Annotated in this window: 16 protein-coding genes; 10 read left to right on the forward strand and 6 right to left on the reverse strand. The window is 56.6% G+C overall.

The window, feature by feature from the left end; all coding sequences use genetic code 11:
* Nucleotides 1-2: 2 nt before the first annotated feature.
* Nucleotides 3-1,322: a murein DD-endopeptidase MepM gene (gene mepM / locus C6A40_RS13955; RefSeq protein ID WP_008500453.1), complete on the forward strand. Its 1,320-nt coding sequence runs from the start codon at nucleotides 3-5 to the stop codon at nucleotides 1,320-1,322.
* Nucleotides 1,323-1,442: 120 nt separating this feature from the next.
* The gene (lpxM, locus tag C6A40_RS13960) at nucleotides 1,443-2,414 is read left to right on the forward strand and encodes a lauroyl-Kdo(2)-lipid IV(A) myristoyltransferase (protein WP_008500454.1); all 972 of its coding nucleotides are present in this window, start codon (nucleotides 1,443-1,445) and stop codon (nucleotides 2,412-2,414) included.
* A gap of 45 nt (nucleotides 2,415-2,459) precedes the next feature.
* Here the strand turns inward: lpxM and pyk are convergent, their stop codons facing one another.
* Together pyk and C6A40_RS13970 are read right to left on the reverse strand one after the other, a co-directional pair.
* Nucleotides 2,460-3,902: a pyruvate kinase gene (pyk, locus tag C6A40_RS13965; RefSeq protein ID WP_008500455.1), complete on the reverse strand. Its 1,443-nt coding sequence runs from the start codon at nucleotides 3,900-3,902 to the stop codon at nucleotides 2,460-2,462.
* Between the two features lie 137 nt (nucleotides 3,903-4,039).
* Nucleotides 4,040-4,909, reverse strand: a complete 870-nt coding sequence (locus C6A40_RS13970; RefSeq protein WP_008500456.1) for a MurR/RpiR family transcriptional regulator — start codon at nucleotides 4,907-4,909, stop codon at nucleotides 4,040-4,042.
* Between the two features lie 356 nt (nucleotides 4,910-5,265).
* Here C6A40_RS13970 and zwf point away from each other — a divergent pair, with 356 nt between their 5' ends.
* The 3 genes from zwf to kdgA all read left to right on the forward strand — a co-directional run bounded on the left by zwf (nucleotide 5,266) and on the right by kdgA (nucleotide 9,467).
* On the forward strand, nucleotides 5,266-6,741 hold the full coding sequence (gene zwf, locus C6A40_RS13975; protein WP_008500457.1) for a glucose-6-phosphate dehydrogenase: 1,476 nt from the start codon (nucleotides 5,266-5,268) through the stop codon (nucleotides 6,739-6,741).
* A gap of 233 nt (nucleotides 6,742-6,974) precedes the next feature.
* Nucleotides 6,975-8,786: a phosphogluconate dehydratase gene (edd, locus tag C6A40_RS13980; protein ID WP_032652400.1), complete on the forward strand. Its 1,812-nt coding sequence runs from the start codon at nucleotides 6,975-6,977 to the stop codon at nucleotides 8,784-8,786.
* A 39-nt stretch (nucleotides 8,787-8,825) separates the two neighbouring features.
* Nucleotides 8,826-9,467, forward strand: coding sequence for a bifunctional 4-hydroxy-2-oxoglutarate aldolase/2-dehydro-3-deoxy-phosphogluconate aldolase (gene kdgA, locus C6A40_RS13985; RefSeq protein WP_008500459.1), 642 nt, complete (start codon nucleotides 8,826-8,828; stop codon nucleotides 9,465-9,467).
* A gap of 41 nt (nucleotides 9,468-9,508) precedes the next feature.
* Here the strand turns inward: kdgA and purT are convergent, their stop codons facing one another.
* Nucleotides 9,509-10,687, reverse strand: coding sequence for a formate-dependent phosphoribosylglycinamide formyltransferase (gene purT / locus C6A40_RS13990; RefSeq protein ID WP_045335033.1), 1,179 nt, complete (start codon nucleotides 10,685-10,687; stop codon nucleotides 9,509-9,511).
* 171 nt (nucleotides 10,688-10,858) lie between these two features.
* Between purT and C6A40_RS13995 the strand changes: the two genes are divergently transcribed.
* A complete protein-coding gene (locus C6A40_RS13995) occupies nucleotides 10,859-11,509 on the forward strand; it encodes a tellurite resistance TerB family protein (protein WP_045335031.1) in 651 nt (216 codons plus the stop codon).
* Between the two features lie 85 nt (nucleotides 11,510-11,594).
* The gene (gene ptrB / locus C6A40_RS14000) at nucleotides 11,595-13,655 is read left to right on the forward strand and encodes an oligopeptidase B (RefSeq protein ID WP_023293953.1); all 2,061 of its coding nucleotides are present in this window, start codon (nucleotides 11,595-11,597) and stop codon (nucleotides 13,653-13,655) included.
* Here ptrB and exoX read toward each other — a convergent pair.
* From exoX to C6A40_RS14015, 3 genes are all read right to left on the reverse strand, one after another.
* On the reverse strand, nucleotides 13,652-14,314 hold the full coding sequence (gene exoX, locus C6A40_RS14005) for an exodeoxyribonuclease X (protein ID WP_008500463.1): 663 nt from the start codon (nucleotides 14,312-14,314) through the stop codon (nucleotides 13,652-13,654). The genes ptrB and exoX overlap by 4 nt on opposite strands.
* Nucleotides 14,315-14,338: 24 nt before the next feature.
* Complete coding sequence (locus C6A40_RS14010; protein ID WP_008500464.1) at nucleotides 14,339-14,989, reverse strand: carbon-nitrogen hydrolase family protein; 651 nt, start codon at nucleotides 14,987-14,989, stop codon at nucleotides 14,339-14,341.
* Nucleotides 14,990-15,099: 110 nt separating this feature from the next.
* Nucleotides 15,100-15,330: a DNA polymerase III subunit theta gene (locus C6A40_RS14015; protein WP_008500465.1), complete on the reverse strand. Its 231-nt coding sequence runs from the start codon at nucleotides 15,328-15,330 to the stop codon at nucleotides 15,100-15,102.
* A 137-nt stretch (nucleotides 15,331-15,467) separates the two neighbouring features.
* Here C6A40_RS14015 and yobA point away from each other — a divergent pair, with 137 nt between their 5' ends.
* Genes yobA through C6A40_RS14030 form a run of 3 tightly spaced genes read left to right on the forward strand, consistent with a single transcriptional unit; the run spans nucleotide 15,468 to nucleotide 17,065 of the window.
* Nucleotides 15,468-15,839 carry a CopC domain-containing protein YobA gene (yobA, locus tag C6A40_RS14020; protein ID WP_008500466.1) on the forward strand — a complete coding sequence of 124 codons (372 nt, stop codon included), beginning with the start codon at nucleotides 15,468-15,470 and terminating at the stop codon, nucleotides 15,837-15,839.
* 1 nt (nucleotide 15,840) lies between these two features.
* The gene (gene copD, locus C6A40_RS14025; RefSeq protein ID WP_008500467.1) at nucleotides 15,841-16,710 is read left to right on the forward strand and encodes a copper homeostasis membrane protein CopD; all 870 of its coding nucleotides are present in this window, start codon (nucleotides 15,841-15,843) and stop codon (nucleotides 16,708-16,710) included.
* A 16-nt stretch (nucleotides 16,711-16,726) separates the two neighbouring features.
* Complete coding sequence (locus tag C6A40_RS14030; protein WP_008500468.1) at nucleotides 16,727-17,065, forward strand: YebY family protein; 339 nt, start codon at nucleotides 16,727-16,729, stop codon at nucleotides 17,063-17,065.
* The last annotated feature ends 184 nt before the right edge of the window (nucleotides 17,066-17,249 follow it).

A 17,249-nucleotide genomic window follows, 5' to 3' on the forward strand; every position in this document is an offset into this window, starting at 1 on the left:
ACGTGCAACAGATAGCCCGCTCTGTCGCCCTGGCATTTAACAATCTGCCTCGACCCCACCGCGTCATGCTGGGGTCGCTTACAGTACTCACCTTAGCGGTCGCCGTCTGGCGGCCCTATGTTTACCACCCGAGTTCTGCCCCTATCATCAAAACCATCGAGCTTGAAAAGAGCGAAATCCGCTCTTTGCTGCCTGAAGCCAGTGAGCCTATCGACCAGTCGGCTCAGGAAGATGAAGCCATTCCACAGGATGAACTGGACGATAAAACCGAGAACGAAGCGGGTATCCACGAATATGTAGTTTCTACCGGTGACACGCTGAGCAGCGTGCTGAACCAGTACGGCATCGACATGGGCAATATCAGCCAGCTGGCGGCGGCAGATAAAGATCTTCGCAACCTGAAAATTGGGCAACAGCTCTCCTGGACGTTAACGGCCGATGGCGATCTCCAGCGTCTGACCTGGGAAATGTCCCGCCGTGAAACCCGCACCTACGATCGCACGGCAACCGGTTTCAAAATGACCAGCGAAATGCAGAAGGGCGACTGGGTCAACAGCGTTCTCAAAGGCACCGTGGGCGCAAGCTTTGTCTCCAGCGCGCGCGACGCAGGGTTGACCAGCGCTGAAATCAGTTCGGTGATCAAAGCCATGCAGTGGCAGATGGATTTCCGCAAGCTGAAAAAAGGCGATGAGTTTTCCGTCCTGATGTCCCGCGAAATGCTGGACGGCAAGCGCGAGCAAAGCCAGCTGCTGGGCGTGCGTCTGCGCTCCGAGGGCAAAGATTACTACGCGATCCGTGCCGAAGACGGCAAGTTCTACGACCGCACCGGTACGGGCCTTGCAAAGGGCTTCCTGCGCTTCCCGACGGCGAAACAGTTCCGCGTCTCCTCCAACTTTAACCCGCGTCGTCTGAACCCGGTCACCGGGCGCGTCGCACCGCACCGTGGCGTTGACTTTGCTATGCCGCAGGGCACACCGGTACTCGCGGTTGGGGATGGCGAAGTGGTGGTGGCCAAACGTAGCGGCGCAGCCGGATATTATGTTGCGGTACGTCATGGTCGCACGTATACGACCCGCTATATGCACCTGCGTAAGCTGCTGGTTAAACCAGGACAGAAGGTGAAGCGTGGTGACCGTATTGCGATCTCCGGTAATACCGGTCGCTCTACCGGCCCGCACCTGCACTACGAAGTGTGGATCAACCAGCAGGCCGTGAACCCGCTGACGGCGAAACTGCCGCGCACCGAAGGCCTGACGGGTAAAGATCGTACGGATTACCTGGCGCAGGTGAAAGAGGTGTTGCCGCAGCTGAGCTTAGACTAAGCACTCTGTTTTTGTTAAAAAAGCCGGCGCACCCTGACGCCGGCTTTTTCTTTTGTGCGCGGACGACTGCCTCGCTACACTATCTGAATTAATTTTGCGTCATCAGACCCTGGATCCAGCATGGAAACCCAAAAAAACAATATTGAATACATTCCTGAGTTTGAAAAATCCTTCCGCCATCCGCGCAACTGGGGCGCCTGGCTCGGTGTTTACGCCTTTGCGGGGATAGCGTTGCTGCCGGCTTCCGTCCGCGATCCTGTCCTGGGTAAAATTGGCCGTCTTGCCGGGCGCTTAGGCAAGAGTGCCCGCCGTCGCGCGCAGATCAATCTCTATTACTGTTTTCCTGAAAAGAGCGACGCCGAGCGCGAGGCAATCATTGATGAGATGTATACCACCGCACCGCAGGCCATGGCGATGATGGCGGAGCTGGCGCTGAAAGGGCCGGAGAAAATTGTCGATCGCGTTGACTGGAAAGGGCTGGATATCATTGAGGAGATGCGCCGCAATGACGAAAAAGTCATTTTCCTTGTCCCACACGGCTGGGGCGTTGATATTCCGGCGATGCTGATGGCCTCTCAGGGCCAGAAGATGGCGGCAATGTTCCATAACCAGGGCAATAAAATCTTCGACTTTGTCTGGAATACGGTGCGTCGTCGTTTTGGCGGACGCCTGCATGCGCGCAACGATGGCATTAAGCCGTTCATTCAGTCGGTACGCCAGGGGTACTGGGGCTACTATCTGCCGGATCAGGACCACGGCCCCGAGCACAGCGAGTTTGTCGATTTCTTTGCAACCTATAAAGCGACGCTCCCTGCGATTGGCCGCCTGATGAAAGTGTGTCGTGCCCGCGTGATCCCGCTGTTCCCGGTCTATGACGGCAAAACGCATCGCCTGAGCATTGAGGTTCGTCCGCCGATGGACGATCTGCTGACCGCTGACGACCACACCATTGCCCGTCGGATGAACGAAGAGGTGGAGATCCTGGTAGGGCCGCATGCCGAGCAGTACACGTGGATCCTGAAGCTGCTTAAAACGCGTAAGCCGGGTGAAAAAGAGCCGTATAAACGCAAAGAGCTTTATCCAACGAAATAAAAAAAGCCCTCTCCATCTGGAGAGGGCTTTTTAACAGAGACGTTATTACTCGACGGTCATAACGCGCGTGGTGTTGGTTGAGCCGATGGTGCTCATCACATCGCCCTGGGTCACAATGACGATATCACCAGAGACCAGATAGCCTTTGTCGCGCAGCAGGTTTACGGCATCGTGCGCCGCGGCCACGCCGTCATTGGTGCTGTCGAAGTGTACCGGCGTCACGCCGCGGTACAGCGCCGTCAGGTTCAGCGTACGTTCGTGACGGGACATGGCGAAGATCGGCAGACCCGAGCTGATACGAGAGGTCATTAGCGCGGTGCGGCCAGATTCGGTCATAGTGATGATCGCGGTAACGCCCTTCAGATGGTTTGCCGCATACATTGCAGACATCGCAATCGCTTCTTCAACGTTGTCGAACTGCACGTCCAGACGGTGTTTAGAGACGTTGATGCTTGGGATCTTTTCAGCACCCAGGCAAACACGTGCCATGGCGGCCACGGTTTCTGCCGGATACTGGCCCGCAGCGGTTTCCGCAGAGAGCATTACCGCATCGGTACCGTCCAGCACGGCGTTGGCCACGTCCATCACTTCTGCACGGGTTGGCATCGGGTTGGTGATCATCGATTCCATCATCTGAGTGGCGGTAATCACCGCGCGGTTCAGCTGACGTGCGCGACGAATCAGGGCTTTCTGAATACCCACCAGCTCAGGGTCGCCGATTTCCACACCCAGGTCGCCACGCGCAACCATCACCACGTCAGAGGCAAGGATCACGTCGTCCATAGCATCCTGATCGCAAACGGCTTCCGCACGCTCAACTTTGGCGACGATTTTGGCATCGCAGCCTGCATCACGCGCCAGACGACGCGCATAGTTCAGATCTTCGCCGCAGCGCGGGAAGGAGACGGCCAGGTAGTCAACACCGATCAGCGCAGCAGTCACAATATCCGCTTTATCTTTATCAGTAAGCGCTTCCGCAGAGAGGCCGCCGCCCAGCTTGTTGATGCCTTTATTGTTGGAGAGCGGGCCGCCGACGGTGACTTCGGTGAACACTTTCATGCCCTGAACTTCCAGCACTTTCAGCTGCACGCGACCGTCGTCAAGCAGCAGGATATCGCCAGGTACGACGTCAGCCGGGAGGCCTTTATAGTCGATACCGACTTTCTCTTTATCGCCTTCGCCTTTGCCCAGGTTGGCATCCAGCAGGAATTTGTCGCCGATATTGAGGAAAACTTTACCCTCTTTAAAGGTCGAAACGCGGATTTTAGGACCCTGCAAATCGCCGAGGATCGCAACGTGACGGCCCAGTTTGGCTGCGATTTCACGCACTTTATCGGCACGTAATTTATGGTCTTCTGGCGTACCGTGAGAGAAGTTCATACGCACCACGTTGGCGCCGGCGGCGATAATTTTCTCGAGATTATTATCGCGATCGGTGGCCGGGCCTAAGGTGGTTACGATCTTGGTTCTGCGAAGCCTTCTGGACATGTAATACTCCGTTGACTGAAACAACTTTGGTGTTGCGTGAACATTGAATCGGCCTTCATCTGCTGCAAGGCAGTGGAGAGGGGACCGAATGCCGTAAATCGTTACTTCGTCATTATTCGTGACGTCTTCGTTATCAACTATCGAACATCGCTCTTTATAAGCAATTCTTTATCAAAACGCGATTCCTTCAGCGCTTCCTTGACCCGCTTCAAGTTATCCCGGAATTTTGCCCCACGGCGTAAGGTAAAACCGGTTGCCAGCACGTCAATCACGGTGAGCTGGGCCAGTCGGGAGACCATTGGCATATAAATGTCGGTGTCTTCCGGCACGTCGAGAGTGATCGCCAGCGTCGCCTCACGGGCCAGCGGTGTGCCCGCTGTGGTCAGCGCAATCACCATGGCATCGTTTTCACGGGCCAGCTGCGCCAGTTCTACCTGACTCTTAGTGCGGCCAGTATGCGAAATCAGTACCACGACGTCATCTTCACTGCAATTCATACAGCTCATGCGTTGCAGGACAATGTCATCGGAATAAATCACCGGGACGTTAAAGCGGAAAAATTTGTTCATGGCGTCATGCGCGACGGCCGCCGACGACCCGAGCCCAAAGAAGGCAATTCGCTTGGCCTGGGTGAGTAAATCCACTGCGCGATTCACGGAACTCATGTCCAGAGACTGACGGACGTGGTCAAGCGAAGCCATGGCCGACTCAAAAATTTTCGCAGTATAGGCATCAACGCTGTCGTCTTCATCCACATTACGATTAACATAAGGGGTGCCGTTAGCCAGACTTTGTGCCAGATGCAGTTTAAAATCAGGAAAGCCGCGCGTTTCCAGGCTGCGGCAGAAGCGATTGACCGTGGGTTCGCTAACACCCGCTTCCTGTGCCAGAGCGGCGATGCTTGAATGAATCGCCTGAGCGGGAGAGGCGAGAATGACCTCGGCCACTTTTCGCTCGGATTTGCTAAGGTGTTCCAGTTGAAACTGGATTTTTTCCAGCATGTTCATGTTAACAGGACGCTCATGGGTGTAAACGATTTCATTAATTGATGAAATCGTGATTCGATTTAGCCGATATTACCCCTGTGGCTTCCATTAAGGGTAACAATCGACGAGATAATGTTGTTGTTTTTTTTCATTACTTGATCGATGTCGGGTTTTGCTATGACCCTGTTGCGCAAAGAAACGACGGTTGTTGCGTCATTAAGCCGTCGAAATCATCCGATGGGTGAAAAATCGCGGTATCGCACGCGACGATAAGCGCTAATGGTTTCGGGAATGACGTAAAAGCAGTACAGTGCATTGTAATAAAATTACAACGATACCTGGCAGAAGTACCAGGTGATCCAACTGAGGAGAATGACATGGCGGTAACGCAAACAGCCCAGGCATGTGACCTGGTCATTTTCGGCGCGAAAGGCGATCTTGCACGCCGAAAATTGCTGCCTTCCCTGTATCAACTGGAGAAAGCGGGCCAAATTCATCCGGATACCCGTATCCTGGGTGTTGGGCGCGCCGACTGGGACAAGGACGCTTATACCAAAGTCGTCCGCGAGGCGCTCGAAACTTTCATGAAGGAAAAAATTGATGAAAGTTTGTGGGATACCCTGAGCGGTCGTCTCGATTTCTGCAACCTTGACGTGAATGACGTCAGCGCATTCGCTCGCTTGGGCGCGATGCTGGATCAGAAAAACCGTGTCACCATTAACTATTTCGCCATGCCGCCAAGCACCTTCGGCGCCATCTGCAAAGGCCTGGGCGAAGCCAAACTGAACGCTAAACCGGCGCGCGTCGTGATGGAGAAGCCGTTGGGTACGTCCCTGGCAACCTCGCGTGAAATCAACGACCAGGTGGGCGAGTTCTTTGAAGAGTGCCAGGTCTACCGTATTGACCACTATCTCGGTAAAGAGACGGTGCTGAACCTGCTGGCGCTGCGTTTTGCTAACTCCCTGTTTGTAAATAACTGGGACAACCGCACTATCGACCACGTGGAAATCACCGTGGCGGAAGAGGTGGGGATTGAAGGTCGCTGGGGTTATTTTGACCAGGCCGGTCAGATGCGCGACATGATTCAGAACCACCTGCTGCAGATTTTGTGCATGATTGCCATGTCTCCACCGTCTGACCTGACGGCGGACAGCATCCGTGACGCCAAAGTGAAAGTGCTGAAGTCGCTGCGCCGCATCGACCGCTCCAACGTGCGCGAGAAAACCGTTCGCGGCCAGTACACCGCCGGGTTTGCGCAAGGCAAAAAGGTGCCTGGCTACCTGGAAGAAGAGGGCGCGAACAAGTCCAGTAACACCGAGACGTTCGTGGCCATCCGCGTGGACATCGACGACTGGCGCTGGGCGGGGGTTCCGTTCTACCTGCGCACCGGTAAGCGTCTGCCTGCGAAATGTTCCGAAGTGGTTGTCTACTTTAAGAACCCGGAACTGAACCTGTTCAAAGAGTCCTGGCAGGAGCTGCCGCAGAACAAGCTGACCATTCGTCTGCAGCCGGACGAGGGCGTGGACATCCAGATCCTGAACAAAGTGCCGGGCCTGGATCACAAACACAACCTGCAGACCACCAAGCTGGATCTGAGCTACTCCGAAACCTTTAACCAGACGCACCTGGCCGATGCGTACGAGCGTCTGCTGCTGGAAACCATGCGCGGTATCCAGGCGCTGTTCGTGCGTCGCGATGAGGTGGAAGAGGCGTGGAAATGGGTTGACTCCATCACCGAAGCCTGGGCTGCCGATCAGGATGCGCCAAAACCGTATCAGGCGGGCACATGGGGTCCTGTCGCGTCGGTGGCAATGATCACCCGTGATGGCCGCTCCTGGAACGAGTTTGAGTAAGATAATCCGCTAGCCCGAAAGTGTTATTTTACCGGTAACATGATCTAACACAGCTCGTGGCACAATTTTCAACTTTTAAGCTCCGCGTGGATTCACCCGCGGAGCTTTTTTTATTACACTGCCGGAAGTGATTTTGCCCCTGAGCTCCGGACAGCAAGCGTTTCAGCGTTGTTAACAACTGCCAGCGACTTTGTAAACTCCCGAGCCCGGACAGATAAATGAGAGGAGCTTTTATGAATCCGACATTGTTACGCGTAACACAGCGCATTATTGAGCGCTCGAAAGAGACCCGTTCGGCCTACCTCGCCCGGATTGAACAGGCGAAGAGCAACACCGTTCACCGCTCCCAGCTGGCCTGCGGTAACCTGGCGCACGGCTTCGCCGCCTGCCAGCCTGACGATAAAGCGTCGCTGAAAAGCATGTTGCGTAACAATATCGCCATCATTACCGCCTATAACGATATGCTCTCCGCGCACCAGCCCTATGAGGTTTACCCGGATATCATCCGTAAAGCGCTGCACAGCGTGAATGCGGTCGGCCAGGTGGCGGGTGGGGTACCCGCCATGTGCGACGGCGTGACGCAGGGTCAGGACGGTATGGAGCTCTCCCTGCTGAGCCGTGAAGTCATTGCCATGTCCGCGGCGGTGGGCCTGTCACACAACATGTTTGATGGCGCGCTCTATCTCGGCGTATGCGACAAGATTGTTCCGGGCCTGGTGATGGCCGCGCTGTCGTTTGGTCATCTGCCTGCGATCTTCGTGCCGTCGGGCCCAATGGCAAGCGGCCTGCCGAACAAAGAAAAAGTGCGCATTCGCCAGCTGTACGCGGAAGGAAAAGCAGATCGTCAGGCGCTGCTGGAAGCGGAAGCTGCATCCTACCACGCGCCGGGCACCTGTACGTTCTACGGTACCGCGAACACGAACCAGATGGTGGTGGAGTTTATGGGGATGCAGCTTCCGGGCTCGTCGTTTATCCAGCCGGACGCACCGCTGCGCAAGGCGCTGACCGAGGCCGCGGCCCGTCAGGTCACGCGTCTGACCGGAAACGGCAACGAATGGATGCCGATGGGCAAAATGGTCGACGAAAAAGTTATCGTCAACGGAATTGTTGCGCTGCTGGCCACCGGCGGTTCGACCAACCACACCATGCACCTGGTGGCCATGGCGCGTGCGGCGGGCATTCTGATTAACTGGGATGACTTCTCCGAGATCTCTTCCGTAGTGCCGTTGATGGCGCGCCTGTATCCGAACGGTCCGGCGGACATCAACCACTTCCAGGCCGCAGGCGGCGTACCGCTGCTCATGCGCGAGCTGCTGAAGGGCGGTCTGCTGCATGAAGATGTTAACACCGTAGCGGGCTTTGGCCTGCAGCGCTACACCCAGGAGCCATGGCTGAACAACGGCGAGCTGGACTGGCGCGAAGGGGCGACCGCATCTCTTGATGCGCAGGTTATCGCCACCATCGACAAACCGTTCTCACCTCACGGCGGCACCAAGGTGCTGAGCGGTAACCTCGGTCGCGCGGTAATGAAGACCTCTGCCGTACCGGAAGAGAACCAGATTATCGAAGCGCCAGCGGTGGTATTTGAAAGCCAGCACGACGTATTACCTGCCTTTGACGCCGGTCTGCTCGACAAAGACTGCGTGGTAGTGGTGCGTCATCAGGGGCCTAAAGCCAACGGGATGCCAGAATTACATAAACTTATGCCACCACTTGGTGTATTATTGGACCGCCGTTTCAAAATTGCACTGGTGACCGATGGACGCCTCTCTGGCGCCTCAGGTAAAGTGCCATCAGCTATCCACGTGACGCCGGAAGCGTACGACGGCGGCCTGCTGGCGAAAGTGCGTGACGGTGACATGATCCGCGTTAACGGTCAGACAGGCGAGTTAACCCTGCTGGTGGATGACGCCGAGCTGGCGGCACGTCAGCCCCATATTCCTGACCTGAGCGCGTCGCGCGTGGGAACAGGACGCGAAATGTTTGGCGCACTGCGTGAGAGCCTCTCCGGTGCTGAGCAGGGCGCAACCTGTATTACGTTTTAAGACGACTTGATTTTAACGATCTGGCGAGAGAAGACTCTGATGAAAAACTGGAAAACAAGTGCAGAAGCAATCCTGACCACTGGCCCTGTCGTGCCGGTTATCGTGGTAAACAAGCTGGAGCACGCTGTACCGATGGCGAAAGCGCTGGTTGCGGGCGGCGTTCGCGTTCTGGAAGTGACCCTGCGTACCGCCTGCGCGATGGATGCCATTCGCGCGATTGCCAAAGAAGTGCCGGACGCCATTATCGGTGCGGGTACCGTAACGAACGCAAAACAGCTGGCTGAAGTGACCGAAGCGGGCGCACAGTTTGCCATCAGCCCGGGCCTGACCGAGTCGCTGCTGAAAGCCGCCACCGAAGGCACTATTCCGCTGATCCCGGGCATTAGCACCGTTTCTGAACTGATGCTGGGCATGGACTACGGTCTGAAAGAGTTCAAATTCTTCCCGGCGGAAGCGAACGGCGGCACCAAAGCGCTGCAGGCCATTGCCGGTCCATTCTCTCAGGTACGCTTCTGCCCGACGGGCGGTATCTCTCCTGCCAACTACCGTGACTACCTGGCGCTGAAAAGCGTGCTGTGCATCGGTGGCTCATGGCTGGTTCCGGCGGATGCGCTGGAAGCGGGCGACTGGGATCGCATCACCAAACTGGCTCGCGAAGCGGTAGAAGGCGCGAAGCAGTAAGTCATTCGCCGCATGAAAAACGGGCCTTTCGGCCCGTTTTTTTATCCCGTTACCTTAACGCTTGCTGCGGCCGCTTTCGCTCTCGCCACGGCGTCGTCAACGTTATCTCCGGTGGCTAACGCCACGCCAAGACGACGGGTACCGTCGATCTCCGGCTTGCCGAACAAACGGACCTGCAACCCGGCACCCACCGCCGCGTCGACGTTATCAAACGTAACGTTCTGGCTGGTTAACTGCGGCAGGATCACCGCCGAGGCGGCCGGGCCGTACTGACGGATACCGCCGACGGGCAGGCCGAGGAAGGCACGCACGTGCAGAGCGAACTCGGAAAGATCCTGCGAAATGAGCGTGACCATGCCGGTGTCATGCGGGCGCGGGGAGACCTCGCTGAAAATCACCTCATCACCGCACACAAACAGCTCCACGCCAAACAGGCCATAGCCGCCCAGCGCCAGGACGGTTTTACGGGCGATTGCCTGCGCACGCTCCAGCGCCAGGGCGCTCATCTGCTGCGGCTGCCAGGATTCGCGGTAATCGCCATCTTCCTGGCGGTGGCCAATCGGGTCGCAGAAATGGACGCCGTCAACGGCGCTGACGGTCAGCAGGGTGATCTCGAAATCAAACTTCACCACCCCTTCAACGATCACGCGACCGGCGCCTGCGCGGCCACCCTGCTGGGCATACTCCCACGCCTTGTCCAGCGTGCTGCTGTCGCGGATAAAGCTCTGTCCTTTACCGGAGGAGCTCATCACCGGCTTAACGATGCACGGGTAACCAATCTCCTCAACGGCCTGCAGGAATGCGACTTTATCGCCAGCAAAACGATAGCTCGACGTGGGCAACCCGAGCTCTTCTGCCGCCAGACGACGAATGCCTTCGCGGTTCATGGTCAGCTTTGCGGCTTTCGCGCAGGGCACCACGCGCTGGCCTTCCTGCTCAAGCGCAATCAGCGTGTCGGTGGCGATGGCTTCAATTTCCGGTACAACGAAATCAGGCTTCTCGCGTGAAATCAGCTCACGAAGGGCATCGCCGTCCAGCATGTTAATCACATAAGAACGATGGGCGACGTGCATGGCGGGTGCATCGGCGTAGCGGTCTACGGCAATGACTTCCACGCCTAAACGCTGGCACTCAATGGCGACCTCTTTTCCCAGCTCGCCCGATCCCAACAGCATCACTCGCGTCGCCGCAGGTCGCAGCGCGGTTCCTAAACGAATCATAACAATCCCCCTGAAAAAGTTGCGGGCAGTATAAACGAAAACGTTTGCGTCTGTCTTGTGCACGGCCAGGCGAGGCGAGAAGAAATTTGCGCTTCTTTAGCCCGCCCAGACATTTCCTGACGCCTGCTCGCTTACGCTGTGGAACATGTTCACCGTTAAGTGAGGGAAATCATGTCTGGCTGGCTAAATCAATTGCAATCCCTGTTAGGGCAGAAAACGTCGTCTTCCGGCGAGCGGGATCTCAGCAAACTGCTGGTGCCCGGGGCGCTCGGCGGGCTGGCAGGCCTGCTGGTCGCGAATAAATCCTCGCGCAAGCTGCTGGCAAAGTACGGGACAGGCGCGCTGCTGGCCGGTGGGGGCGCCATTGCGGGCACCGTCCTGTGGAATAAATACAAGGACAGGGTCCGGACCGCGCACAGCGATGAACCGCACTACGGCGAGCACACCTCGCCGCTGGATCTGCGCACCGAAAGGCTCATTCTTGCGCTGGTTTTTGCCGCGAAAAGTGACGGACATATCGACGATAAGGAACGGCTGGCGATCGAACAGCAGCTGCGCGAAGCCGGCGTCGAAGAGAAGGGCAGAGCGCTGGTGGCGCAGGCCATCGAACAGCCCCTGGATCCGCAGCGTCTGGCGCAAAGCGTGAAAAATGAGGAAGAGGCGCTTGAACTCTATTTCCTCAGCTGTGCCGCCATCGATATCGATTACTTTATGGAGCGCAGCTACCTTAACGCCCTGGGCGATGCGTTAAAGATCCCGCAGGACGTGCGTGAGGGCATTGAGCGGGATATCCGGGAACAAAAACAGGCCTTACAGGGATAGTTCTCGCCGTTGCGACCCTGTTTCGCTTGCATCATGCGTGGGTTTTGCCAACCTTATAGGGTGTAAAACGAAAAAGAATGACGACATGCCACCGAAAGCCCGACGTATACCTTATGCGATCACCACGCATGGCGATACGCGTATAGACAACTATTACTGGCTACGGGACGATTCACGCTCCCGGCCAGAGGTGCTCGACTACCTGCACGAGGAAAACGACTACGGCCGCAAGGTCATGTCCAGCCAGCAGACGCTTCAGGACCAGTTGCTGAATGAAATGGTGCAGCGTATTCCCCAGCGCGATATCTCCGCGCCCTGGACCAAAAATGGCTATCGCTATCGCCATATTTATGAGCCCGGCAACGAGTATCCCATCTACCAGCGTCAGTCGGTCCTGAGCGCCGAATGGGATGCGTGGGATATTCTGCTGGATGCCAACCAACGCGCGGCCCACAGCGAGTTTTATACTCTGGGCGGCATGTCCATTTCGCCGGATAACGCGGTGATGGCGCTGGCGGAGGATTATCTCTCCCGTCGCCAGTACGGCCTGCGTTTTCGCAACCTGGACACCGGCAACTGGTATCCGGAAATGCTGGAAAACGTCTCCCCGGATTTTGTCTGGGCGAATGATTCCGAGACGGTGTACTACGTCAAAAAGCACGCCTCTACGCTGCTGCCCTATCAGGTATGGCGGCATACCATCGGAACGGACTCCGCTGACGACGAGCTGGTCTACGAAGAGAAAGACGAAACGTTTTATGTCAGCCTGCATAAAACCTCTTCGCGCCACTATGTCATTATCTTCCTGGCCAGCGCCACGACGTCGGAAGTCCTGCTGCTGGATGCCGAACTGCCGGACGCCCAGCCGCTCTGTTTTCTGCCGCGCCGAAAGGATCATGAGTACAGCCTGGATCACTTCCAGCACAGCTTTTATCTGCGCTCGAATCGCGAGGGTAAAAACTTTGGCCTCTATAAAACCAAAGTACGCGATGAGCGCAAGTGGGAGGTGCTTATCCCCGCGCGGGATCAGGTGATGCTGGAAGGGTTTACCCTGTTCACCGACTGGCTGGTGGTGGAGGAGCGCCAGCGCGGGCTGACCAGCATCCGGCAAATCAACCGCAAAACGCGGGAAGTGGTGGGGATCGCGTTCGACGACCCGGCCTATGTGACGTGGATTGGGTTCAATCCCGAACCCGAATCATCGCGGCTGCGCTACGGCTACTCATCCATGACCACACCGGACACCCTGTTTGAGCTGGACATGGATACCGGGCAGCGTCAGGTAATTAAGCAGACCGAGGTTAAAGGGTTTGAGTCCGAAAACTACCGCAGCGAGCACCTGTGGGTCACCGCCCGTGATGGCGTCGAGGTCCCCGTCTCGCTTGTCTATCACAAAGCCCATTTCCAGAAAGGCAAAAACCCGATCCTGGTGTACGGCTACGGCTCCTACGGCTCCAGCATGGATGCTGATTTCAGCAGCAGCCGTTTAAGCCTGCTCGACCGCGGCTTTGTTTTCGCCATCGCCCATATTCGCGGCGGCGGTGAGCTGGGGCAGCACTGGTATGAGGACGGGAAATTCCTGAAAAAGAAAAACACCTTCAATGACTACCTCGACGTCTGCGATGCGCTGATTGATCAGGGCTATGGCGATCCGAAACTCTGCTTTGGCATGGGCGGCAGCGCGGGCGGCATGCTGATGGGAGCGGTTATCAACCAGCGTCCCGAACGCTTTAAGGGGATTGTCGCGCAGGTGCCGTTTGTCGATGTGGTGACGACCATGCTCGATGAATCCATTCCGCTGACGACCGGGGAGTTTGAAGAGTGGGGGAATCCGCAGGATGAGATTTACTACCGCTATATGAAAACGTACAGCCCTTACGATAACGTCGAGGCGAAAGCCTATCCCCACATGCTGGTCACCACCGGTCTGCATGACTCTCAGGTGCAGTACTGGGAGCCGGCAAAATGGGTGGCGAAACTGCGGGAGCTGAAAACCGACGACAACCTGCTGCTGCTGTGTACCGACATGGATTCCGGACACGGCGGGAAATCGGGACGATTTAAATCGTATGAAGGGGTGGCGCTGGAGTATGCCTTCCTGATTGGCCTGGCGCAGGAGACGCTGCCAGGCCGTGCAGAGCGTTAAGCTTCGCCCAGATAGTGCTTTAGCGTCAGGCGCAGTTCCGGGCTCATTTTGTCAAGGTTGTTATACAGCCAGCGCAAATAGCCCGGGTCTTTATCCGCAATATCCGACACCGCTCTGCCCCGGTATTTACCAAAGGTAAACGTGGTCAGCAGTGCGGGACGGCCGGTGATGGTCGCCATATCATCCGGCGTCCAGCCAGAGGTATTCATGATATCAATCAGTAGCGCGGCGGTGATATAGCAGTCATACAGGGCCCGGTGATGATGAAGCCCCTCAGGCGTGCGGACGCTGAGCTTGCGGGACTTGTACAGCGCCATGTTGCTGTATTTAATGCCCGGCCAGAGGCGACGCGCCAGCTTCATAGTACAAATCCATTCCCCGGGCATTTCAGGGAGCACCCGGCGGTCAAAACTGGCGTTATGCGCGACGTACCAGGGGCTACCGTAATAGTGGGGAATGATCTCTTCGATCCACGGCTTGTCCGCCACCATCGATTCGGTAATGCGATGGATAGCCATCGCCTGAGGGCTGATGGGGCGGTCAGGACGCACCAGATGGCTCATTGGGTTGACGATTTTACCATCAACCACGTCGACAGAGGCCACTTCCACAATTCCGCCCTGAAGATCGCAAGTTTCGGTATCGATGACGCGCAGCATTGAACACTCCTGAGCTTAAAACGCCTAGCCTAAAGGAATGATATCGCCTTGCCAACCCTCTCCGCCGAGCGTGCCGGTCAACAGCAGCTCGCCCTTATCCGCGCGAACGATCAGCTGGCCTTTCTCATCCCACAGCGCGCTACCGCCGCAGGCGTTCGCCATCAGCACCGCTATGGCATATTTATGCGCGAAGCGCTGCAGGGTACTGATGGACTGCCGCCAGCGGTTATCCTCCACTGACTGACAGCTGGTAAACAGCGACGCTCTGGGATCGAGATTGGGGGAATCGGCATGCGCATCAATAATGCTAAGCTGTTTCTCTCCCGGCACCAGGCTGGCTCCGCCACCTTGCGGGTAGCGAAGGATGCGTTGACGAGCGGGGGTGAAGAGCGCGAGACCTTTCTGGCGCTGACCATCCCGCTCCACGGGGAGCCCGGCAATCACGGTTATCCGGTAACGATGCGCCGCGTCGAGCAGCGGTTCCAGCTGGGCGTCGCCGGGTGGGAGAGGTAACGTCGTCGTTCCCGAGCCTGTTAATGACAGTTCAGGAAACACCAGCAGATCGCACCCCTGCCGTGCTGCTTCGGCGATGAAGCGCAGGTGGTGCGTGATATGGTCATCGACACTCTGATGCTGCCCGCTATACTGGGCCGCCGCTATATTCCAATGTGACATCGTGACTTCCTTATACACTGAGTCGCAGGGATTTAAGAATACACTTAAATTTATCAGGGTTTTCTTATCCTGCCAGATTCAGCGTAAGGAAGTGTAACGGCTCGTTAAGCTTATTTAACTTTAGGTTCGTACGGTAAACGGGAGAGGTTGACCGAGGCGAGACGGTGGGCGATGAGTCTTTCGCGAAACCAGTCGCGCAGATGGGCGGGCTGTTCCCGTTCAACGACTTCAGCCACGACAGGCATGTTGTAACGCTCTTTAAACGCGACGCCAGCGGCAGCGAGATCGACATTCACTTTATCCATCTCGTCCTGTGGAAGGGCGGCCAGATTGATCTTCATTACCTTCTCCTTTTTATGCGGCGGCAACGTTACCGCGATTGCACGACGATGACAAGCGGAGGCAGGATGATCCTCGACTCGTTTATTATACAGCGTTATTCTTTAGCATACAGACATAACAAAAAGGAATGATTGCGATGGGTTTCTCCGCTTCCCGCGCGGTATGCGCACTGGTTTTTCTGGCCTCTACAATGATGACCCCCTCCGTGCTGGCGCATGCGCACCTTAAGCAGCCGATCCCGGCAGCGGACAGCGTGGTGAGCGCTCCGCAGGCACTGACGCTGAATTTTTCAGAAGGCATCGAACCGGGATTTAGCGGTGTGGTGGTGACGGATGCGCAAAAGCAGGTCATCAAAACGGGAACCGCCACGCGCGACGAAAAGAACAAGGCGCAGCTCACCGTTCCGCTGGACCAAACGCTGACGCCAGGGACGTACCAGGTAGACTGGCATGTCGTCTCTGTAGACGGTCATAAAACCAAAGGTAGCTATCACTTTAGCGTGAAATAGCATGCTGGCGCTGTGTTATATCGGGTTGCGCTTTATCCATTTCGGGGCGCTGATGCTGATTTTTGGCAACGCGCTTTACAGCGTCTGGTTTGCGCCTTCCTCTCTCCAGCGGCTGATGTCCCGACGTTTCCAGCTGCAGCAGAAAGTGGCGGCTTTTGTGAGCCTGGCGGCTGCACTCCTGATGTTTATGCTTCAGGGCGGGCAGATGGGTAACGGCTGGGGCGATGTATTTGCCCCACAGGTCTGGTCCGGCGTAATGAGGACACAGTTTGGCGGCGTCTGGCTGTGGCAAATGATTCTCGCTGCGATGACGGTCGCTGCAGCATGGCTCGCGCCGCTGAAGGGTTCGCGGCTGCTGCTGCTCGCCATGGGGCAGCTTATCCTGCTGGCGGGGGTAGGGCACGCGGCGATGAACGACGGTCCGATGGGGGCGCTGCAGCGCCTTAATCACGCTTTTCACCTGATCTGTGCTGCTACCTGGCTTGGCGGATTACTGCCCCTGCTGTTCTGCATGCGTCTGGCGAAAGGGCGCTGGCAGAATGCCGCCATCTATACCATGATGCGCTTCTCGCGCGTGGGCCATTATGCGGTCGCGGGCGTGCTGCTCAGCGGAGCGATCAATGCACTCATGATACTGGGCGTCCATATTCCCTGGCAGGCTGACTACGTGCAGTTTTTGTTGTTCAAATGTGCGCTGGTGGCGTTGATGGTGGTAATTGCGCTGGCAAATCGGTATTTTCTGGTGCCACGGTTTCGTCCGGAGACCGGGCGAGCACAACAGATTTTTATCAGGATGACACAGGCAGAAGTGGTCCTGGGGGCGCTGGTACTGGCAACGGTCAGTCTGTTCGCCACCTGGGAACCCTTCTGACAAGGTTAAATATCATATGAAAAAGACAGTACTTTCTCTCATATTGCTGGCCTGCACGGGGAGCGCGTTTGCCGCACCGCAGGTTATCACCGTCAGCCGTTTTGAAGTGGGTAAGGATAAATGGGCGTTCAACCGCGAAGAGGTGATGCTGACCTGCCGTCCGGGCCATGCGCTGTATGCCATCAACCCGAGCACGCTGGTGCAATACCCGTTAAATGAAACCGCCGAGCAGCAGGTGGCCAGCGGAAAGAGCAGCGGCCAGCCGATTAGCATCATTCAGATCGATGACCCGGCGAATCCGGGACAGAAAATGAGCCTGGCCCCGTTTATCGAGCGCGCCGACAAGCTCTGCTAACGTTCAGGTTTCCAATAAAAAACCGCAGATGCTTGCGAAAGCACTGCGGTTTTTCACATTTTATGATGCTCTGGCGCTTTTTTTCCGACCGCTTTAGCTGTGGACTGGAAAACCTGGCGTCGTCATCTATTCTTAAAAGGCAAGGCGACTTAGCCTGCATTAATGCCAACTTTTAGCGCACGGC

The organism is Enterobacter sp. GER_MD16_1505_Eko_090, assembly GCF_003331015.1.
Lineage (GTDB): Bacteria > Pseudomonadota > Gammaproteobacteria > Enterobacterales > Enterobacteriaceae > Enterobacter > Enterobacter roggenkampii.

Coding starts and splice junctions, on each gene's coding strand:
- zwf (WP_008500457.1), top strand. CDS start 5,266: ATGGCGGTAACGCAAACAGCCCAGGCATGTGACCTGGTCATTTTCGGC.
- lpxM (WP_008500454.1), top strand. CDS start 1,443: ATGGAAACCCAAAAAAACAATATTGAATACATTCCTGAGTTTGAAAAA.
- ptrB (WP_023293953.1), top strand. CDS start 11,595: ATGCCACCGAAAGCCCGACGTATACCTTATGCGATCACCACGCATGGC.
- pyk (WP_008500455.1), bottom strand. CDS start 3,902: ATGTCCAGAAGGCTTCGCAGAACCAAGATCGTAACCACCTTAGGCCCG.
- exoX (WP_008500463.1), bottom strand. CDS start 14,314: ATGCTGCGCGTCATCGATACCGAAACTTGCGATCTTCAGGGCGGAATT.
- C6A40_RS13995 (WP_045335031.1), top strand. CDS start 10,859: ATGTCTGGCTGGCTAAATCAATTGCAATCCCTGTTAGGGCAGAAAACG.
- kdgA (WP_008500459.1), top strand. CDS start 8,826: ATGAAAAACTGGAAAACAAGTGCAGAAGCAATCCTGACCACTGGCCCT.
- purT (WP_045335033.1), bottom strand. CDS start 10,687: ATGATTCGTTTAGGAACCGCGCTGCGACCTGCGGCGACGCGAGTGATG.
- C6A40_RS14010 (WP_008500464.1), bottom strand. CDS start 14,989: ATGTCACATTGGAATATAGCGGCGGCCCAGTATAGCGGGCAGCATCAG.
- yobA (WP_008500466.1), top strand. CDS start 15,468: ATGGGTTTCTCCGCTTCCCGCGCGGTATGCGCACTGGTTTTTCTGGCC.
- C6A40_RS13970 (WP_008500456.1), bottom strand. CDS start 4,909: ATGAACATGCTGGAAAAAATCCAGTTTCAACTGGAACACCTTAGCAAA.
- C6A40_RS14015 (WP_008500465.1), bottom strand. CDS start 15,330: ATGAAGATCAATCTGGCCGCCCTTCCACAGGACGAGATGGATAAAGTG.
- edd (WP_032652400.1), top strand. CDS start 6,975: ATGAATCCGACATTGTTACGCGTAACACAGCGCATTATTGAGCGCTCG.
- copD (WP_008500467.1), top strand. CDS start 15,841: ATGCTGGCGCTGTGTTATATCGGGTTGCGCTTTATCCATTTCGGGGCG.
- C6A40_RS14030 (WP_008500468.1), top strand. CDS start 16,727: ATGAAAAAGACAGTACTTTCTCTCATATTGCTGGCCTGCACGGGGAGC.